Annotated in this window: 1 protein-coding gene; it reads left to right on the forward strand. The window is 37.0% G+C overall.

Annotated elements, in window-relative coordinates:
* The first annotated feature begins 355 nt into the window (after positions 1 to 355).
* Entirely contained in the window at positions 356 to 1,393 is a 1,038-nt protein-coding gene (locus NK356_RS23995; RefSeq protein ID WP_253318244.1) for a quinone-dependent dihydroorotate dehydrogenase, read from the forward strand.
* Positions 1,394 to 1,476: the final 83 nt, after the last annotated feature.

The following is a 1,476-nucleotide window of genomic DNA, read 5'->3' on the forward strand; positions in this document are numbered from 1 at the left end:
TAAGATTTTAAATAACCTTGACAAGGTTGGGGAAGGTATTTCTCTGCTTCTATTGTTTTAACGCAATGCTCGCAAAGTTTAACTAATACATGGTTTTTATTTCCGATCGCAAGGGCACTTCGTTCAGCAAGGATTTATAATGTGCACTTCGCTTAGTGAAGCGCCCTTGCGAATCCAAATGTTTCAGGATGGTGATATTTCTTTGCGATCGTAGCGTTAAAATAACTTACTCATTTGCAACGTACATAGATTTGTTTCCAGCTTATAGATACTGTAGATCAGATATTTTGATAAAATATCATAGGATAATCTGCGATTAATTTTAAAATGAGTAATTTTGTAAAACTTTTTTTCAATGTACAAATCGCTCATTCGTCCGATCCTTTTCAAATTTGATCCTGAAGAAGTTCATCATTTTACATTTTCAATGCTTAAAAATTTTGGATTTCTTACCAAACTGTTTTTACCAAAACCAATTGAAGACAAACGTCTGGAAAGAGAAGTTTTCGGATTGAAATTTAAAAATCCTGTAGGACTGGCTGCCGGTTTCGATAAAAATGCAGTGTTATTTAACGAATTGGGAGACCTTGGATTTGGATTTGTAGAAATCGGGACGGTAACTCCAAGAGCGCAGGCCGGAAATCCCAAGAAAAGATTGTTCCGTCTTATTGAAGATGGCGGAATCATCAACAGAATGGGATTCAACAATGATGGTCTTGAAGCAGCTATTGAAAAACTGAAATCCAATAAAGGGAAAATAATCATCGGTGGAAACATCGGGAAAAATACAGATACAAGCCCGGAAAATTATACCCAGGATTACTTAGACTGCTTTGAAGGTCTTCATCCTCATGTAGATTACTTTGTCCTGAATGTAAGCTGCCCGAATGTTGGAAGCCACGCCAAGCTGGAAGATGTAGACTATCTGAGAGAGCTGATTACAGAAGTGAAAAAAATAAACCAGTCAAAATCTGTACAGAAACCTATACTCCTGAAAATTGCACCGGATCTGAATAACAATCAATTGGATGAAATCATTGAACTGATTGCAGAAACAAAAATTGATGGTATCGTAGTGTCCAATACTTCAGTGAACAGAGAAGGTCTGAAAACCTCTCCGGAAGTTTTAGAACAGATCGGAAATGGTGGATTAAGCGGAAAACCTATCCGTGAGAGAAGTACAAAAATGATCAAATACCTTGCTGATAAAAGCAACAGAGCATTCCCAATCATTGGAGTAGGAGGAATCCACTCTGCTAAAGATGCGATGGAGAAGTTAGATGCAGGAGCTACACTGGTTCAGTTGTACACAGGATTTATTTATGAAGGTCCGGAACTGATCAACGAAATCAATAAGGAACTTCTGAAAAGAGCAAGCAGATTACCAAGATAAAAATAGAGAGAAGCCGTCTCATTTTCCTTGAGGCGGTTTTTGTTTATAAACTACCCATATTATTTTTTTAGGATGATTTTTTT

Source organism: Chryseobacterium sp. S0630 (assembly GCF_024158915.1).
Classification (GTDB): Bacteria; Bacteroidota; Bacteroidia; order Flavobacteriales; family Weeksellaceae; genus Chryseobacterium.